Consider the following 20,866-nt stretch of genomic DNA (forward strand, 5'->3'; position numbering starts at 1 on the left):
ATCTACACCACCATCAACTGATGATTCGCCAGTAAGGTGGCGAGGTCGGTATGCACGCCCGTCAGCGTGACCACGTTAGCTGTCGCAAAGCCGCTGCCCGTGCCGTCGCGGTCGATCTGCACGATGGTGTCGCTGCCGCTCTGGGTGACTTTGACAAAATCACCGATGTTCCCGGCCTGCGCATCCAGCGTTGCCACGCCGTTGACGTAGCTGGCTTTGCCGTTGCCGGTGTAGCCGCTGCCCTGTAACAACTCGCGGATATCAATGCGATCGGTGTCGGCGGTGCCTTCCCATGTCCCTACCGTAAAGCCATTCACCACGTCTGAGCCGTTGCCGCCGGTAGCGTCACTGGCGTTGAGCAGTTTATAGAGCAAGGTATCGTGACCGCCGTTTCCGATGTTAAGGGTGTCGTTGCCGCCGCGCCCTTCCAGTTGGTTATCGCCGCTGCTGCCGGTCAGAGTGTCGTTAAAATTCGAGCCGGAAATGCCTTCGATATTGGTAAATGTCGAGGTGTTAAAGCCAGTAGCCTGGGCGGCGGTGCTGCTTAAGTTAGCGGTCACGCCCACCGTCGAAAGCCGGAAATCAACCACGTCCATACCGCCGTTCGCAAGCCACGTTCCGGTGCCGGAGCTGTACACCCAGCCGCCGGAACCGTCGTAGGTATCGGTGCCTGCGGTGGCAAAGAAGGTGTCGTTATAACCGGTGCCGACGAACTTGCCGTTGTTGCTCGCGGTACCCGCTTCGGCGCTGAGATCGTAAGCGTGGGTGGCATCGGTGGCCTGTAAGCCGCCCCAGCTGGTGTTGACCGTCTGGTCGATATTGCTGGCTGTGGTGCCGGTGGATTTGATCAGCACCGCGTTGTAGGTTTCCCCGGCATTCAGCCCGTAGAAGTTGACCAGCGCCGAGGTGTCGTTAACCCCCATCCCCGACTGCGGGTTGATGATTTGCGTGGCGACCAGCACTCCCGCCGAGTTGTACAGTTTTACGGTATTGCCGTAATAGACGTTAATGCCGTTGGGATCGGTAATGCGCAGGTGCAGCGAAGTGCCGTAGCTCACCGTGTTGGTGTTGCGGATCAGGAACACGCTGCCCGACTGTTTGGTCACCAGTACATCCACCGCGCCGTCCCAGTCGTAGTCCATTGCCGCCACGCCGCTGGTGGTGCCGCTCTGGCTGCCGCCGAGTACCGACTGCGTCCAGTTGCTGGCTCCGCCAACGTTGGTGTAAAGGTAGGATTGTCCGGTCTGGGCAATACGGGCGATATCCATCAGACCGTCGTGGTTCCAGTCCACCGCCAGGCTAAACTGGCTGGCGTAGGTGGTTGCCGTTGCCCCCACCGCCACCGGATTTCCCAGCACGCCGTTGGTGTTGAATAACAGGGAGCCGTAGTTAGCTCTTCCCTGGCTGGCGGGCAGGAAGAGATCCATATCGCCGTCGCCATCGAAATCCGCCCAGGTCATGGAGACAGACGTCGAGTTGCCGCCGCTGCCCGCCGTGCTGAGGAAGGTATTGATGGTGTTCTGCCCCCAGACAAACGTGCCGTTGCCCTGGCTGATGAGCGAAGAGAGCGTGTAATAGTTGTTCAGGTTAAAGGTGTGCTGAACCAGGTCTACCCTGCCGTCATTGTTCAGATCGACGCCGGAACCTTCGTTAAGTGAAAGATAGCCGTTTACTACCCCGCCGACCGTGGCGCTCCCGCCGTTGTTGGCAACGGTGGAGTTGCCTACCAGGGTGCCCGCGTTATTCCACAGGAAGGTATTGGAGTCTGGCCCCCCGGCGTCGCCAATCCAGAAATCAAGATAGCCGTCGCCCTCTTTATCAAACGCCACTACCGAGCCATACCACGTCAGAGTGCCAACGGCGACCAGAATGGCACTGGAAAACGTGCCGTCGCCGTTATTGGTAAAGCCGTTGATATAGCCCGTGCCGTAATCATCACGGGTAATAAACAGATCGCCCGTACCGTTACGGTCGTAATCGGCAATGGAACTGGTGGCGTAGTTGTTGCCGCTCTGATACAGCGTCAGGGCGGTCTTCGACCAGGTAAGCGGGTCGGTAGATTGCATCACCTGCTGGTTAGCCAGCACCGTCCACATTCCGTGCGTGTCGAGGCCGTAGGTCAGCCCCCAGGCCGTTGTTTTATTGGCGGTCGTCCAGGCTGGCGTGTAATCAATTGCCGCGTTGACTGTCACCGTGCCATTGCTGACGTTGGCGGTGTTGCCGTTGCCCGCCGAGCTTTTCACCTGCGCGGTGACGTTATAAGCAGTTGCGGACGCTGCCAGCGCGTCGGTATCCGGCAGTTGCACATACCAGGTATTGTGCGCCGGATCGACCACTACCGCACCGCCCGGCTGTGAGGTGTAGGTTTTGCCGTTGATCACCACTTCGACGTACTGCCCACTGGCAAGCGCAGCGGTGATTACGCCGCTGATAATTGGCGTGGTGTCACGCGTGGTCTGGCTGGTGATTTGCGCCAGCGTCGTCGGAATAGAGGTATCGACTGTCAGGATAAAATCACTGGAGGAGGTGATATTCCCCGCCAGATCCACTACCCGCGCGCTGTAGGTATAGGCACCGCTGACCAGACCACTGTCGCTGTAGGTCCAGTTCAGTGCGCCGACCATCGTCACCGCGCCTAACAGCAGGCCATTACGGTAGAGGTAAACCACTTCGCCGCTGGCCAGCGGGCCGGAGAGCACACCGTTCAGCAGCGGCGTGGTGTCGTCGGTAGCCTGCGCACTGCTTAACGTCCCCTGCCGCTGCCCGACATCATCGGTATACGACACAATGGTTGGTGTGGCGGTGGGGTTAATCGTATCGACCACCACCGTTTTCGACACCACCGGGCCGGTATTTCCCGCCAGATCCAGCACCCGCACCTGATAAACGTAGCTGCCGTCGGTCAATGTGCGGCTGTCGGTGTAAGTCCACTGCGTGCCGTTGGTGGTGAGCGTAGTCCAGGTCGCGCCGCCATCAAGGCTAATCTGCGCTACTTCGCCGCTGGCAAGCCCCGCTCCCAGCGAACCGGTTAGCGTGAGCGAGGTATCGCTGGTGATAAAGTCAGTTGCCGAGCTCCCCGTGTCGGTGCTGATGCTGGCGATGGTCAACACCTGCGCCGGGTTAACGGTATCAATCTGCGCCGACTGGCTGCCGGTGGCACCAACGTTGCCCGCCAGATCGACCACCCGCACCAGCCAGGTTGTCGTGCCGTTAGTCAACGTGCGCCCATCAGCGTATGTCCAGTTAAGGCCGTCTGCCGCCAGCGTCACGTTCACCCAGGTTGCGCCGTTGTCGGTACTGATTTGCGCGAATTCGTTAGCGCCGAGCGCCGCGCCCAGCACGCCGCGCACGGTAAGCGTAGTATCGCTGGTAATAAAGTCGCTGCTGCTGGCTCCGGTGTCATCGCTGATACCGGTAATGGTGATGCTTTTCGCCGCTTCCGGGCTGGTGGTATCGACCACCACGTTTTGCGTCGCGGTCTGCCCGACGTTCCCCGCCAGATCCACCACCCGCACCGTGTAGTTCCAGGTGCCGTCGGTCAGTGTGCGACCATCGGCATAGCTCCAGCTGGTGCCGATAACGGTTAACGTAGTCCAGGTAACACCGCCGTCGAGGCTGATTTGTGCCCGTTCATCTGCCGCCAGCGCCGCGCCGAGTGTACCGCGCACGGTCAGCGTCGTGTCGCGAGTAACAAAATCGCTGCTGCTTAAGCCGGTGTCATCGCTAATGCCCGCAATGACGATGGTTTTGCTCGCCAGCGGCGCGCTGGTGTCAACGGTGACAATCTGGCTGGCGGTCGCGCCGATATTTCCGGCGGTGTCGATAACCCGCACCTGATAGTTGTAGTTGCCGTCAGTCAGCGTGCGCCCATCAAGGTACGTCCAGGTCAAACCGCTTACCGAAAGATTCTGCCAGGTGGTGCCGCCATCGATACTGATTTGCGCGAACTCGCCGGCAGAAAGCGCCGCGCCCAGCGTGCCGCTCACCGCCAGCGTCGTGTCGCTGGTGATAAAATCGTTAGTGATCAATCCAGTATCGGTGGTGATCGCGCTGATGGCGATGGTTTTCACCGCTGGATCTGGCGCGATGGTGTCGATCACCACGTTCTGGCTGTCAGTCGCGCCGACGTTGCCCGCCGCATCAATCACCCGCACCTGATAGAGATAGTTGCCATCAGTCAGCGTGCGGCTGTCGTTATAGCGCCAGGTCGTGCCGGTCACGGTGAGCGTGCTCCAGGTTGCGCCGCCGTCGATACTGATTTGCGCCGTCTCGTTACTGGCAAGCGCGGCGGTGAGTGAGCCATTGACCACCACCGGGCTGACGCTGGTGATAAAGTCGCTGGCGCTAAGGCCGGTGTCGGCTTGCAGGGAATCGATATTAATCCCCATCGCCGGGGCGCTGAGATCGACGGTGATAGTGTGATTGCTGCTGCCGGTGTTGCCAATGGCGTTAGTGACCGAGGCGTTAATCACATAGGCGTTGCCATCCGCCAGCGCGGTGACATCGGCGCTGGCGAGAGTGTAGCTCCAGCTACCGCCGGTCTGCACCGTGGTGGTGTAGGTTTTGCCGTTTAAGGTAAGAGTCAGCGTCTGGCCGACCGGCGCGGTGGTGGTGCCGCTGATAACCAGAGACGAACCGTGTTCCGCCGCGTTCACCACATCATCGCCCGCAAAGGTGTTGATGGTGACGGTGGGGACGTCGCCGTTCAACGTGACGCCACGGCTGGCGCTGCCGGGGTTTCCGGCCTGATCGCTGACCGACGCGCTGATGGTGTAGCTGCCGTCGCTTAATCCGGCAAACTGCTGCGCCGGAATAAATACCGACCAGTTTCCGCCGCTGCCAACCGTTGCGCTCCAGCTCTGACCGTTAAAGGTGACGGTTACCGTCTGTCCCACTTCGGCGGTGGTGGTGCCGCTGATGGTCTGCCCGGCAAGCTGCTCGACGTTGTTGATAATATCGTCGCCCGCCACGGTGGCGATGGTGACCGTCGGCGCAGCAGTGTCAACGGTCAGGGCGTGCGTGGTTTGACCGGGGTTGCCCGCTCGATCGTTCACGCTGGCGGTGATGGTCTGCGCGCCCTGCCCGAGCGTTGCCAGATCCGCCGCAGGTACGTTCAGCGCCCAGGTGCCATTGGCGGCTACCGTGGCGGTATAGGTTTTGCCGCCAAAGGTCACGGTGACCGTCTGCCCCACTTCCGCGCTGGTCGATCCATTAAGGGTTAACGGCTGCTGTTGTTCGGCGGCGTTGAGTCGGTCGTCAGTTGAAACGGTGTTGATGCTGATAACCGGTGCGGTGAGATCCACCGCCACGCTGCGCGAGGCCGTGGCGCTGTTTCCGGCGCTGTCCTGAGCGGAGGCGCTAACCGTATAGCTGGTGCCATCCGCAAGCGCCGCAACGTCTGCCGCTGGCACATTCACGCTCCAGCTCCCGTTGCTTTGAATGGTGGCGCTGTAGCCTTTGCCGTTAAGCAACACGGTCACCACTGTGCCTGTCGCAAAATTGGTGCCGGTGCCGCTAAGGGTCAGCGCACTGCCTGCTTCGGCGGCGTTAATGAGGTTATCGCCGCTGATGGTGCTGACCGAGAGCGATACCGCCGCCGTATTGACCTGCACGTTATGCGTTTGGGTGCTGCTGTTGCCTGCGCTATCGGTGATGGTGGCGCTGATAGTCACCGTGCCATCCGTAAGGCCGGAAATCACGCTGGCAGGCACGCCGACGCTCCAGTTGCCGCTGGCATCGGTGCTGGTGACATACTGCTGCCCGGCGATGGTCACCACCAGGCGGTCGCCAGCTACCGCGCCCGTGGCGGTGCCGCTGATAATCTGCGCCTGGGTGTGTTCGACGTTGTTAATCACATCATCGCCCGCCACGGTGTTAAAACTGATCACTGGCGCGGTGGTATCGACGGTCACGCCTTTGCTGGCGCTGCCAGGGTTACCCGCCAGATCGCTGACCGTAGCGGTCAGGGTGTAGCCATTATTGGCAAGCGCGGTTAAGTCGCCGGCAGGCAGCGTTAAGCTCCAGCTCCCGTCTGCCTGCACCGTGGTCTGGTAGTTACTGCCGTTAAACGTGACGGTCAGCGTTTGCCCCGCTTCCGCCGTGCTGGTGCCGGATACCGTTACGCCCGCTGCCGCTTCGCTGGCGTTGATGATGTTATCGCTGGCAATGGTGTTGATGGTCACCGTTGGCGCGGCGCTATCGACGCTGTATTCATGCGTTGCCGTGGCGCTGTTGCCGTTAACGTTTGTCACCCGCACCTGGGCGCTGGCATCGCCATCACGCAGAGCCGCCATATCCGCTGCCGGAACGGTGGTGCTCCAGCTACCGTTTGCCGCCACCGTGGTGGTGTAGGTTTTACCGCCAAAGGTGACGGTTTGCCCCGCTTCGACGCCGGATGTGCTGCCGGAGAGCGTTAACGCTGCACCTTTTTCAACGGCATTAATCACATCATCGCTGGTGATGCTGTTCATGCTGATGGCGACGGCGGTGAGATCAACGGTCAGCGGATGGGTAATACTGGTTTGCGTTCCGGCACTGTTCGCCCCGCTAACGGTAATATTCAGCGTTCCCGCAGGCCAGTTGCTGACATCCGCCGCCGGAACGCCGACGCTCCAGGTGCCGTTCGCCAGCACCGTGGCGGCGTAAGTTTGGTTATTTATCACCACCGTCAACGCCGTGCCTGCCGCAAAGCCGGAACTGCTGCCGGTAATCACCTGCGCCTGAGCGTGTTCGATGATATTGACCACATCATCGCCCGCAACGGTATCCACCCGCAGACCTGGCAGACTGGCATCGATGGTGATATCGCGCGTGCCGCTACCGATGTTGCCAACGGCGCTGGTCACCGAGGCGTTAACCGTTAACTCACCGTTACCCAACGCCTGCCAGTCGGCGGCAGGTACGCTCACATTCCAGCTTAAATCTGGCTGGACGATGGCGGTGTAAGTTTTACCGCCCAGTTCAACGGTGACGGTGCTGCCCGCCGCCGCCCCGGTGACCTGGCCGCTGATGGTTTGTGCGCTGCCGGCTTCAGCGGCGTTGATAATATCGTCCGTCGCCACCGGATTGATCGTGACGCCCGGCAGCGCGGTATTGACCTGTACGTTATGGCTGGCGGTGCTGCTGTTGCCCTGAGCGTTGGTGACGCTCGCCGTCACGCTGTAGGTCGCCTCACCCAGCGCACTGACCGCCGAGGCAGGAACGGTAACGCTCCAGTTGCCGGAGGCGTCGGTGGTGGCGCTGTAGTTTTGTCCGTTCAGCGTCACGGTGATCGCCGTACCCGCAGGCTGATCGCTGGTGCCGGAAAGCGCCAGATCAGATCCTTTTTCCGTCGCGTTGATCACGTCATCGCCCGCGATGGTGTTGATACCAATCACTGGCGCAGTGAGGCTGACGGTAACGGTGCGGCTGGCGTCATCGCTGTTGCCTGCCCGATCGCTGACGCTGGCAGTGATCGTCTGCGCACCGCTACCCAGCGCCGTCACATCCGCCGCCGGTACTCCGACGCTCCAGTTACCGGAGGCGTCCAACGTGGTGGTGTAGGTTTTGCCGTTGAGCACAACGCTCACCACATCGCCCGCTTCCCCGCCGCTGCTGGTGCCGGAGATCACCAGCGCCTGGGCGTGTTCGGCGTCGTTGATGATGTCATCGCCCGCCACGGTGTTAATGGTGAGAACCGGCGCGGTGGTGTCTACTGCCAGATTATGGCTGGCGCTGCCGGGGTTGCCCGCTTTGTCGTTGACCGTGGCGCTGACGGTGTAATTGCTTGCGGTCAGCGCGCCTAAGGCTGAAGTAGGAACACTGACACTCCAGCTACCGTCCGCCTGTACATTACCGGTGTAGGTTGCGCCGTTAAGGGTGACGGTCACCGTCTGCCCGGTTTCGGCGGTGCTGGTGCCGCTGAGGGTGAGTGGGCTTCCGGCCTCCATGGCGTTCAGGATATCGTCGCTGGCTATGGTGTTTATGGTGAGCGTTGGCGCGCTGGCATCGACGCTGTACGCATGGGTTGCCGAAGCGTTATTGCCACTCGCGCTGCTGACGCTGGCCTGCACGTTTGCCGCGCCGTCTGGCAAGGTTGCCAGATCCGCCGCCGGAACGTTCACACTCCAGTTCCCGTTGGCGGCGACGCTTGCAGTGTAGGTTTTGCCGCCAAAAGTGACGGTGACGGTTTGCCCGCTTTCAATTCCGCTGGTGCTGCCGGAAAGGGTCAGATCGGCACCTTTTTCAGCGGCATTAATTACGTCGTCGCTGGCAACGGTGTTGATGCTGATTGCCACCGCCGTTAAATCGACGGTGAACGGATGGCTGACGCTGACCGGGTTTCCGGCGCTGCTCTGGCCTGTCACGTCAATGGTTAACGCCCCCGCAGGCCAGGCGCTGACGTTTGCCGCTGGAATGCCGACGCTCCAGCTTCCGTCCGCCTGTACCGTGGCGGAATAAACTGTGCCGTTGATCGTGATCGTCAACGGCACACCTGCATTCAGGCCACTACTGCCACCAGTGATCACCAGCGCCTGCCCGTGTTCAATGCTGTTGACAATATCATCGCCCGCCACCGTATCCACGCGCAGCCCTGGCAGGTTAGCGTCAATGGTGATATCCCGCGTACCGCTGCCCGTATTGCCATTCGCGTTGGTCACCGAAGCGTTAATGGTCAAATCGCCATTGCCCAACGCCTGGAGATCGGCTGCCGGAACGCTGATACTCCAGCTTAAGTTGCCCTGTACCGTGGTGGTGTAAGTGTTGCCGCCCAGCGTGACGGTGACCGTATCGCCAGCGGCGGCGCGGGTCACCACCCCGCTGATGGTTTGATCGGCGCCCGCTTCAGCGGCGTTGATAATATCGTCGCCTGCCACGGTGTTGATGGTGACGCCCGGCAGGCCGCTGTCGACCAGTAAATTCGCCTGGCTGCTGGCGGTGTTACCCTCCGCGCTGGTAGCACTGGCGCTGACGGTATAGTTGGCCTGGCCTAAGGCCGCCAGATCGCTCACCGGTACGGTTAACGTCCAGTTGCCCGCCGCGTCGGTGGTGGCGCTGTAGTTATGACCGTTGAGCGTGACGGTAACCTGTGCGCCGGTCGCCAGCCCCGTACTACTGCCGCTGATGGTCAACGGCTGACCTTTTTCATCGGCATTCAGCACGTTATCGCCGCTGATGGCGTTAAAGGTAATGGTTGGCAGGCCGGTATTGACCGTCACCTGATGCGTGGCGCTGCCGCTGTTGCCCCCGGCATCGGTGACGCTGGCGTTGATGGTCACCGTGCCGTTCGCCAGTGCCGAGACAACGCTTGCCGGTACGCCGACGCTCCAGTTACCGCTGGCATCCAGCACCGTGGTGAAGGTATTGGTGCCGATAGTCACCGTGACGGTGCTACCGGTTGCCGCACCCGTGGCGGAGCCGCTGATAATCTGCGCCTGGGCGTGTTCAGTCGCGTTGATCACATCATCACCCGCCACCGTGTTGATGGTGACAACCGGAACGGAAGTATCCACCGTCAGGTTATGGTTAGCGGAGGCCGGGTTTCCGGCTTTGTCGCTCACCGCCGCGCTGACGGTGTAGTTACTGGCGGTCAAGGCGCTTAACGCTGCTGGCGGCACGCTGACGCTCCAGCTACCGTCCGTTTGTACGGTGCCGGTATAGTTTGCGCCATTGAGGGTGACGGTCACCGTTTGCCCCGCTTCCGCCGTGCTGCTGCCGGTGATGGTCAGCGCCGTACCGGCTTCGGTGGCGTTAAGAATGTCGTCGCCCGCAATAGTGTTGATGGTCACCGTTGGCGCGCTGGCATCGACGCTGTACGCGTGGGTAGTGATGGCGCTGTTGCCGTTAACATTGCTGACGCTGGCCTGTGCGCTGGCATCGCCATCACGCAGGGCTGCCATATCCGCCGCCGGAACCGTGGTGCTCCACGAACCATTCGCCGCGACGCTTGCAGTGTAGTTTTTGCCGCCAAAGGTGACGGTGACCGTTTGCCCGGCCTCCACGCCGGACGTGCTGCCGGAGAGCGTTAACGCCGCGCCTTTTTCGGCGGCGTTAATCACATCATCAGCGGTAATGGCGTTGATGCTGACGGCAATCGCCGTGAGATCGACGGTGACCGGGTGCGTGACGCTGACCGGATTTCCGGCGGTGGTGCTACCACTCGCCGTAATCGTGACCGTCCCCGCAGGCCAGGCGCTGACATCCACCGCCGGAACGCCGACGCTCCATGAACCATCGGCTAAAACCGTTGCGCTATAGTTCTGGCTATTAATCGAAACCGTGAGTACGGCACCCGCTGCCAGACCAGAACTGCTGCCGGTTACCACCAGTGCCTGACCGTGCTCGATGATATTCACCACATCATCGCCAGCGACGGTATCGACCCGCAGACCTGGGAGATTAGCGTCAATGGTAATGTCACGCGTACCGCTGCCAGTATTGCCCACGCTGTTCGTCACCGAAGCCGAAATGCTCAACTCGCCGTTGCCCAACGCCTGTAAAGCGGCTGCCGGAACATTAATACTCCAGCTTAAATTGGCCTGCACTGTCGCCGTGTAAGTCTCGCCACCCAGCGTGACGGTTACCGTGTCGCCCGCCGCCGCGCCTGTAACCTGACCGCTGATAGTTTGATCTGCCCCTGCTTCGGCAGCGTTAATAATATCGTCCGTTGCCACAATGTTAATGGTGACGCCCGGCAGCGCGGTATTAACCTGCACGTTATGGCTGGCGGAACCGCTGTTGCCAGCGGAGTCAGTAGCGGCGGCGGTCACCGTGTAAGTGGCTTCACCGAGCACGCTCACAGCGGACGCCGGAACGGTCACGCTCCAGTTACCGGAAGCATCGGCTGTGGTGGTGTAATTTTGCCCGTTGAGCGTCACGGTTACCTGCGTGCCCGCAGGCTGGTTGCTGCTGCCGGAAATCGCCAGATCCGCGCCTTTCTCCGTGGCATTGATGATGTCGTCGACGGCGATAGTGTTAATGCCGAGTACCGGAGCACCGAGCGCCACGCTGACGATGTGCGAGGCTGTGCCGCTGTTGCCTGCGGAGTCGGTGACCGTGGCGGTAATGGTCACATCGCCCTGCGCCAGTGCGGATATCACGCTGGCAGGCACACCGATGCTCCAGTTGCCGTTGGCATCCAGCACCGTGGTATAGGTGGTCGTGCCAATCGTCACGGAAACCGTGTTACCTGTGGTCGCGCCCGTTGCCGAGCCGCTGATAATCTGCGCCTGGCTGTGTTCCGTGGCGTTAATGATGTCGTCGCCCGCCACCGTGTTGATGGTGACGACTGGGGCAATCAGATCCACCGCCAGATTATGCGTTGCCGAGGCCGGATTTCCGGCTTTGTCGCTGACCGCCGCGTTGACGGTATACGAGCTGGCGGTGAGATTCGCTAAATCGCCAGTTGGTACGCTGATGCTCCAGCTTCCGTCTGCTTGTACGTTGCCGCTGTAATTGACGCCGTTTAGCGTCACGGTCACCATCTGCCCGGCTTCTGCCGTGCTGGTGCCGCTGATGGTCAGCGCCGTTCCGGCTTCGGCGGCATTAAGAATATCGTCCGTGGCGATGGTGTTGATGGTGACAGAGGGCGCGGTGGCATCAACGCTGTAAGCATGTGTTGTCTGGGCGATGTTGCCTGCTACGTTGCTGACGCTGGCTTGTACGTTTGCTGCGCCGTCTGGTAAAGCCGTGAGATCGACGGCTGGGATTGTCATCCCCCAGGTATTATCCGCAGCAACCGTCGTGGTGTAGCTTTTGCCGCCAAAAATAACGGTAATGGTTTGCCCCGCTTCCACGCCGAAGGTGGTGCCGGAAAGCTGCAAATCACTGCCCTTTTCGGCGGCGTTAATCACATCGTCGCCGGAAAGTGTATTGATGGTAATCGCCACGTCGGCGAGATCGACCGTGACCGGATGGCTAATACTGGTAGTTGTTCCGGCGGTGTTAGTGCCTGTAACCGTAATATCGACTGTCCCCGCAGGCCAGTTAGCGACATCCGTCGCCGGAACGCCCACGCTCCAGGTGCCATCGGCTAATACCGTTGCGCCATAGGTGACGCTGTTGATTTCCACGGTTAGTGGCGTCCCCACCGCCAGTCCGGTACTGCTACCAGTGACAACCAGCGCCTGACCGTGCTCGATAATATTGACCACATCATCGCCTGCCACGGTATCGACGCGCAGACCAGGCAGGTTGGCGTCTATCACGATGTCGTGCGTGGCGGTGCCGGTATTGCCTGTGGTGTTGGTCACCGAGGCGCTGATGGTCAGCTCACCGTTACCCAACGCCTGCAAATCTGCCGCCGGCACGCTGACACTCCAGCTTAAATCTGGCTGCACGGTAGCGGTATACTGGTTGCCACCAAGCGTGACCGTCACCGTATTCCCCGCCTGCGCCGTTCCCGTTACCTGACCACTGATGGTCTGGTTAACGGCGATTTCAGCTGCGTTGATAATGTCATCACCTGCCACGGTGTTAATGATCACCCCAGGCAGGAGCGATTCGACATTCACTGTATGGGTAGTACTGCCGCTGTTGCCCGCGCTGTCGGTGGCGCTGGCGCTAATCGAATAAACCGCCTCGCCCAAGGCGCCGACCGCCGAAGCAGGCACGGTAATGCTCCAGTTGCCAGAACCATCGGTGGTGGCGCTGTACGCCAGGCCGTTCAACATCACGGTGACCGTGGTGCCGGTCGCCAGACCGCTGGAGCCGCCGCTGATGGTCAGATCCTGGGTTTTCTCGGTATTGTTAATGATGTCATCGCCGGAGACGGTGTTGATGGTCAGCGTCGGGCCGCTGAGATCAACGGTCACATCGTGAGTCGTGCTGTCGCTGTTGCCCGCGCGATCGCTCAGGCTGGCGGTGATGGTCTGGCTGCCGGTTGCCAGCGCCGTGACATCCACCGCCGGAATACCCACGCTCCAGTTACCGGAGGCATCCAGCGTGGTAGTGTAGTTTTTACCGTTGAGCGTGACGGTCACCACATCGCCCGCCGCCGCGCCCGTGCTGGTGCCGCTCACCACCAGCGCCTGACCGTGTTCGATGGCGTTGATAATGTCATCGCCCGCGACGGTATTAATGGTGAGATCCGGCGCGGTGACATCCACCGCCAGTGCGTGGTCGGCGCTTGCCTGGTTGCCCGCTTTGTCGCTCACCGTCGCAGTCACGGTATAGCTACTGGCGGTTAATCCGCTCAAATCCGTTGCCGGAACGTTCACGCTCCAGGTGCCATCGGCCTGGACGGTGGTCTGGTAAGTGTTGTTATTGAGCGTGACGGTCAGCGTCTGCCCGGCCTGCGCCGTGGTGGTGCCGCTGATGGTTACTCCCGCGCCCGCTTCGCTCACGTTGAGAATATCGTCACTGGCGATGGTGTTAATGGTCACAAGCGGCGCGGTGGCATCGACGCTGTACGCGCGATCCGCCTGGGCATTATTGCCGTTAATGTTGCTGACGCTCGCCTGCACGTTGCCCGCGCCGTCCGGCAGCGCAGCGAGATCGGCAGGCGGCACATTCACCGTCCAGCTACCGTTGGCTTCAACGGTAGTGGTGTAATTTTTGCCACCGAAGGTCACGGTCACCGTCTGCCCGGCTTCCACACCGCTGGTGCTGCCGCTTACGACCAGCGTTTCGCCTTTTTCGACGGCGTTGATCACATCATCGCCGGAAAGGGTGTTAATGGTGATAGCGACCGCCGCCAGATCGACGGTAACCGGATGGGTGATGGTGGAGGTTGTTCCGGCGCTGTTGGTGCCGCTTACCGTGATATCCACCGTTCCCGCAGGCCAGTTACTGACGTCTGCCGCCGGAACGCCGAGGTTCCATGTGCCGTCGGCTAACACCGTCGCGCCGTAAGTGACGTTATTGATAACGACCGTTAACGCGGTTCCCACCGTTAATCCGGTGCTGCTCCCGGTGATCACCAGCGCCTGATTGTGCTCAATGCTGTTAATAACATCATCACCCGCTACGGTATCGACACGCAGGCCAGGCAGATTGGCATCGATAGTGATGTCTCGCGAGCCGCTGCCGGTGTTGCCGACGACGTTGGTCACCGAGGCGTTAACCGTCAAGGAGCCGTTACCCAGCGCCTGCATATCTGCCGCCGGAACGCTGACGCTCCAGCTTAAATTAGCCTGCACCGTGGCGGTGTAGGTATTGCCGCCCAGCGTAATGGTGACCGTATCTCCCTGCGCCGCACCCGTGACCTGGCCACTGATGGTTTGCGCGTTGCCGGATTCAGCAGCGTTAATAATATCGTCGGTTGCCACCGCGTTAATGGTGACAGCAGGCAAGGCGCTGTTAACCAGCACGCTATGGCTGGCGGAGTTGCTGTTACCCGCGCTGTCGGTGACGTTCACCGTTACCGTGTAGTTGGCTTCACCCAGCGCGCTAACCGCTGATGCTGGCACCGTGGCACTCCAGTTGCCGTTGCTATCTGTGGTGGCGGTGTAATTTTGCCCATTCAGCGTCACTGTAATTGTGGTGCCAGCAGGCTGATTACTGGTGCCGGTGATTTGCAGATCCGCACCTTTTTCCGTGGCGTTAATCACGTCATCTGTAGCAATGGTGTTGATGCCAATTGTCGGCGAGGTGAGATTCACAGTAACCGTGCGGCTGGCGTCGTCGCTGTTGCCTGCCGCGTCGGTAATGGTCACGGTGATGGTTTGTGCGCCGCTGCCCAGCGCAGTGACATCTGCCGCCGGAACGCCGACGCTCCAGTTGCCGGAAGCGTCCAGCGTGGTGGTGTAGGTTTTACTGTTTAACGTGACGGTGATGACATCGCCCGCTTCGCCACCAGTGCTGGAACCGGAGATCACCAGCGCCTGCCCGTGCTCGGTAGCGTTAATTATGTCATCGCCGGAGACAGTGTTGATGGTCAGCACTGGAACAGTGAGATCCACCGCCAGGCCGTGAGTGGCGGTCGCCGGGTTACCCGCTTTATCGCTTATCGAGGCGCTGACCGTGTACTGGCTGGCGGTCAGATTGCTGAGATCCGCCGTCGGTACGCTGACGCTCCAGCTGCCGTCCGCCTGGACGGTGCCAGTATAAGTCACGCCATTAAGGGTAACGGTGACCATCTGCCCCGCTTCGGCGGTAGTGGTGCCGCTGATGGTTAACGGATTGCCCGCCTCGGCGGCGTTAAGAATATCGTCAGTGGCGATGGTGTTAATGGCAAGTGTCGGTGCCGTGGCATCGACGCTATAGGCGTGCGTCGCCGAAGCCGTGTTGCCGTTAACGTTGCTGACGCTGGCCTGTACCGTGGCGTCGCCGTCGCGTAACGCGTTGAGATCGGCGGCAGGCACGGTGGTTGTCCAGCTACCATCGCCCGCTACGGTCGCGGTATAGGTTTTTCCGCCAAAGGTGACGGTGACCGTTTGCCCCGCTTCCACGCCAGAGGTGCTGCCGGACAGGGTTAAATCTGCCCCTTTTTCGGCGGCGTTAATCACATCATCACCGGAAACGGTGTTAATGGAGATCGCCACCGCCGCCAGATCGACGGTGACCGGGTGGGTAATAGTGACCGGGTTTCCGGCGCTACTGGCGCCTGAAACCGTGATATTCACCGTCCCCGCAGGCCAGTTGCCCACATCTGCCGCCGGAACGCCAACGCTCCATGTGCCATCGGCTAATACTGTTGCAGCGTAAGTGACCGTGTTAATCACCACCGTCAGTGCCGCGCCCGTCGCCAGCCCACTGCTGCTACCAGTTATCACCAGTGCCTGAGCGTGCTCGATGCTGTTGACCACATCATCGCCCGCCACGGTATCAACGCGCAGACCCGGCAAATTGGCGTCGATAGTAATATCTCGCGAACCGCTGCCGGTGTTGCCAACGCCGTTGGTCACCGAAGCGTTAACCGTCAGATCGCCATTACCGATGGCCTGAATATCCGCCGCCGGAACGTCCACGCTCCAGCTTAAATTGCCTTGCACGGTAGCGGTGTAGGTTTTCCCGCCAAGCGTTACGGTAACCGTATCGCCCGCCGCCGCGCCCGTCACCTGGCCGCTGATGGTCTGCGCCACGCCCGATTCGGCGGCGTTAATAATATCGTCGCTCGCCACCGGATTAATGGTGACACCAGGCAGCGCGGTATTGACCTGCACGTTATGGCTGGCGGAATTGCTGTTACCTGCGCTGTCGGTGACGTTCGCCGTCACCGTGTAGCTGGCTTCACCCAGCGCACCGACGGCGGAGGCAGGCACCGTAGTGCTCCAGTTACCTGCTGCATCCGTCGTGGCGGTGTAATTTTGCCCGTTAAGCGTCACCGTAATTGCGGTGCCTGCGGGCTGGTTGCTGGTGCCGCTGATTTGCAGATCCGCGCCTTTTTCCGTGGCGTTAATCACGTCATCGGTGGCGATGGTGTTAATGCCAATGGTCGGCGCGGTAAGGTTAACGGTGACCGTGTGCGTCTCACTATCGTTGTTGCCTGCCGCATCAGTCACCATGGCGGTAACAGTTTGCTGGCCGCTACCAAGCGCGGTGACATCCGCCGCCGGAACGCCGACGCTCCAGTTGCCGGAGGCGTCCAGCGTTGTTGTATAGGTTTTACTGTTTAGCGTGACGGTGACGACATCCCCCGCTTCTCCGCCGGTGCTGGAACCGGAAATCACCAGCGCCTGCCCGTGTTCGGCGGCGTTAATAATATCGTCGCCCGCAATGGTGTTGATGGTGAGTACCGGAACGGTGAGATCCACCGCCAGATTGTGCGTGGTGCTCGCCGGGTTGCCCGCTTTGTCATTGACCGTCGCGGTCAGGGTGTGGCTGCCATCCGTCAATGCCTCAAGATCTGCCGCCGGAATAGTAATACTCCAGCTGCCATCGGCCTGTACCGTTGCCTGATAGGTCTGCACGGTCGGGCTATTGAGCGTTACCGTAACAATCTGCCCCGCTTCAGCGGTGGTGCTGCCACTCACCGTCACGCCCGCGTCGGCTTCACTGGCGTTAACGATATTGTCGCTGGCAACAGTATTGATAATGATGGTCGGCGCGCTGCTATCGACGCTGTAGTTATGCACCGCCGAGGCGCTATTGCCGTTGACGTTGCTGACGCTGGCCTGCGCGGTGGCGCTACCATCGGTTAATGACGCTAAATCGGCAGCGGGTACAGTGGTTGTCCAGCTACCATCGCTCGCCACGCTGGCAGTGTAATTTTTACCGCCAAAGGTAATGGCGACGGTTTGGCCTGGCTCTACGTTAGTGGTGGTGCCGGAAAGCGTTAAATCAGTGCCTTTTTCTGCGGCGTTAATCACGTCGTCCGTGGCGATGGTATTGATGGCGATCGCCGCCGGTGTGAGATCGACCGTAACGGAATGGGCGATGCTCACCGGATTTCCGGCGCTACTTTCCCCGGACACGGCAACCGTCACCGTCCCCGCAGGCCAGGCGCTAACCTGCGTCGCTGTAACACCCACGCTCCAGCTACCATCGGCCTGCACCGCAGTAGTGTATTCGACGTTATTAATTGTGACGGTTAGCGGCGTGCCTTCAGCCAGCCCCGAGCTGCTGCCGGTAACCACCAGCGCCTGCCCATGTTCGATGATATTGACCACATCATCGCCCGCCACCGTATCGACCCGCAGACCGGGCAGATTGGCGTCGATGGTGATATCCCGCGTGCCGCTGCCGGTGTTACCGTTTTGATTGGTGACCGAGGCATTAACCGTTAAATCACCATTACCCAACGCCTGAATATCTGCTGCCGGAACGCTCACGCTCCAGCTTAAACCAGCCAGGACGGTAGTCGTGTAGGTATTACCGCCCAACGTAATAGTTACCGTGTCGCCAACGGCTGCACCCGTCACCTGCCCGCTGATGGTTTGCGCAGCGCCCGCTTCGGCGGCGTTAATAATATCGTCGCTCGCCACAGGATTAATGGTCACGCCGGGCAGCGCGCTATCGACCAGCACGTTATGGCTGGCGGTGGCGCTGTTGCCAATACTACTGGTCACCGCTGCCGTCACCGTGTAGTTGGCCTGGCCTAATGCGGTTACCGCCGACGCCGGAACGGTGACGCTCCAGTTGCCGGAGGCGTCGGTCGTGGTGGTGTAATTTTGCCCGTTCAGCGTCACGGTGATGGCGGTATTAACAGGTTGATCGCTGGTGCCGGTAATTTGAACATCGGCTCCTTTTTCGCTGGCGTTAATCACATCATCGCCAGCAATGGTATTAATTCCAACCACTGGCGCGGCGGTATTAACCGTGACGGTGAGTGCCTGGCTGCCGCTGTTTCCGGCGCGGTCAGTCACTGAAACGTTGATCGGATAACTGCCGTCCACCAGCCCGCTGACAACGGAAGCCGGAACGCCCAGGCTCCAGTTGCCGGAAGCATCCACCACCGTGGTGTAATCCACATTATTCAGCGTAACGGTGACAATATCGCCAGCCTGCGCTCCGGTAACTGTGCCGCTGATGATTTGCGCCTGGGTATGTTCCGGCGTGTTAATGACGTTATCGCTTGCCACCGGATTAATGGTCACCACAGGCGGCGTGGCATCGACCAGCGCCACGCGTGAAACGCTGCTCGGGTTACCAGCAACATCGTTCACGCTGGCGGTGACCGTGGCGTTGCCGTCAGCCAGTGCGTCAACGTTGGCGGCAGGAACCGTCACACTCCATGTGCCATCTGGTTGCACGATGCCCTGATACGTCTGCCCGTTAAGCGTCACCGTTACCGTCTGCCCCGGCTGGGCGTCAGTGGTGCCAGTAATGGGCAGATCCTGCCCGCTTTCGGCGGCGTTGATGATGTTGTCGGCGGTCAGTGGATCAATGCTTAAGGCCGGCGCCTGGCTATCGACGGTAATGGTGCGGGAGGTGTTGCCGGTATTACCACTGAGATCCGTCACAGAAGCGGTAATCGCTACGGCACCGTCAGGCAGATCACCCATATTGGCAGCGGGTACTGTCAGACTCCAGGAGCCATCGGCCTGCACGGTAGTGGTAAAACTCTGTCCAGCCAGGGTTACTGTGACGGTTTGTCCTGTCTCGGCCTGTTGAGTGCTACCGGTAAGGGTCAGTGGCGCACCTTTTTCTGCGCCACTGATAATGTCATCGCCGGAGACGGTGTTAATGGTGATCAACGGAGAAACACCTACCAGCGTGATTGCACGAGACGCCGCGCCGGTATTTCCGGCGGCATCTGTCACGGTGACGAAAATCGTATTGGCTCCGCGATCCAGCGTGCGGGTTACCGCCGGATCCAGCGCCACATTCCAGCTACCGTCTGCCAGCACGACGCCCGTCAGGACATGAGCGCCCAATTTCACAGTCACCGTATCGCCAGGAGAAGCACCGCTGACATTTCCGGAGATGATCTGTGCGACGGCCTGTTCGGCATTATTAAGAATATCGTCGCCCGCCACGGTGTTGACGTTAATCGTCGGCGCGCTGGTATCTACCACGAAATTCGCGCTGTTGCTGGTGGTGTTTCCTGCCCGGTCGCTGACGCTGGCATTTACGGCGTAGTTACCATCTGCCAGCGCCTGCACTTCTGCGGCAGGCAGCGCCACCTGCCATGTGCCATCGCTACCGACGGTTGCTGTATGGCTTTTACCATTTACTGTCAGTGTAACGATTTGCCCGGCTTCAGCATTCGAAGTCCCGCTCAATACCAGCGCGGCGTTATGTTCTGCGGCGCTGACAATGTTGTCCTGGGCGATAGTGTTGATAGCAAGCGTCGGCGGCTGAGTATCGACGGTTAACAGCTGCGCGCCGGTGACCGTATTGCCCGTGGCATCTTTCCCGCTGACCAGCACTGCCTGATTCCCTTCGCCTAACGCCTGGGCGTCAGCGGTCGGCACCTGCACGCTCCACGCGCCGTTAGCACCTACGCTGGTGGTGTAGGTTTTACCGTTTAGCGTGACGCTGAGTTCTGTTCCCTGCGGCAAGTTGCTCGTCGTACCTGAAAGCGTAAATCCGGCGGCCTGTTCGCTGGCGTTAATAATGTTATCGCCTGCGGTGGTGGCGACCTGCACGCTGGCCTGGCTGTCGTCGATGGTTAACGTTATCGAACCAGCGTCAGTGATGGTGCTACCGACAATTTGCACCACTGACCAGGTATGTTCACCTGCGCTTTGCGTGGGTAAAGAGACGCTCCAGTGCCCGTTGCTGTCTACCTGAGCACTGGCAATAGTATTGCCGTTGCTGTCTTTGATTTGGATGGTCGCACCCGCCTGCCCGCTACCGCTAAAGGTTGGCGTGGTGTCATCGGTGATGTCATTGGTGGCAAGAATACCGCGCTGATCGCCCTGATTATCGGTGACTAAAAATGATGGGGTCGCATTGCCTGGCTCGGCGGGTGGCGGAGGGTTGTTAACCACTTCAGTTTTTGAATCGTCATCGCCACCGCTTGCCAGTAAAGCGCCAAGCGCACCGCCACCTACCGCCGCACCGGCTAACCATCCCCACGGGAAGGTGCTGGTCTGAGCAACGGTATCAAGAAATGGCGCAATGCTTTCAATAGCGGTGGTCTGGGCGCTCAGTTCTACGGGGGCTAATCCCCCCGCTGCGGCATCGGCAAACGTTACGTGAGTTAGCTGTTGTCCATCGGCAAAGACCAGTTCCGATTGTTCAGTGGTATTTGCCGCTTGCAGGAAATAGCCGTTGCAACGGATAACCGTGCCATCCTGCATATAGATCAACAGATCATTTCCTTCGCGAACGTAACGCGCAACGGCAGATGCCTGAGCATGAACCTGCACCACAGAGGGCTCATAAATAACAACCGTAACGTCGCCAGGATTAATCAGCGTTTGTTTGACGGATGTTTTACGCGAAATAACATCAATAATCAGGCTCATAATGGCATTCCTGATAAATGGCGCACATCCTTAGCGAGTCCATTTATCTAAATAAGACAAAGGTAATAACTCAACAACGATGCCTACCTGAT

General features: G+C 60.0%; 1 protein-coding gene. It reads right to left on the reverse strand.

Features of this window, described 5'->3' with window-relative positions; all coding sequences use genetic code 11:
* Positions 1-2: 2 nt before the first annotated feature.
* Positions 3-20,774 carry a BapA-related adhesin SiiEA gene (siiEA, locus tag EQY_RS0102100; RefSeq protein ID WP_000052488.1) on the reverse strand — a complete coding sequence of 6,924 codons (20,772 nt, stop codon included), beginning with the start codon at positions 20,772-20,774 and terminating at the stop codon, positions 3-5.
* Positions 20,775-20,866 lie beyond the last annotated feature (92 nt).

The sequence above is a fragment of the Escherichia sp. TW14182 genome, from assembly GCF_000208525.1.
GTDB classification, from domain to species: Bacteria; Pseudomonadota; Gammaproteobacteria; order Enterobacterales; family Enterobacteriaceae; genus Escherichia; species Escherichia ruysiae.

Coding starts and splice junctions, on each gene's coding strand:
- siiEA (WP_000052488.1), bottom strand. CDS start 20,774: ATGAGCCTGATTATTGATGTTATTTCGCGTAAAACATCCGTCAAACAA.